At 73.4% G+C, this 248-nt stretch carries 1 protein-coding gene; it reads left to right on the forward strand.

Annotated features, from left to right (window positions below):
* The coding region (locus tag SB753_RS39970; protein WP_410805535.1) for a response regulator at positions 1–248 on the forward strand (248 nt) is incomplete at both ends.

A 248-nucleotide genomic window follows, 5' to 3' on the forward strand; every position in this document is an offset into this window, starting at 1 on the left:
GCCGACAGCGTGGCCTCCGCCCTGACCCTGGCCCGGGATCGACGCTACGACCTGTGGCTGATCGATGCCCACCTGCCCGATGGCTGCGGCAGCCACCTGCTGGCCCGCCTGCACGAGCTGCACCCGGGCACGCCCGCCATCGCGCATACCGCCGATGCCGGGGCGATCCCGCGCCTGACCGCCGAAGGCTTCCCGGACGTGATGATCAAGCCGCTGTCGGCCCTGGACCTGCAGCGCCACGTCCGCCG

The sequence above is a fragment of the Paraburkholderia sp. SIMBA_053 genome (genome assembly GCF_046534895.1).
GTDB classification, from domain to species: Bacteria; Pseudomonadota; Gammaproteobacteria; order Burkholderiales; family Burkholderiaceae; genus Paraburkholderia; species Paraburkholderia caledonica.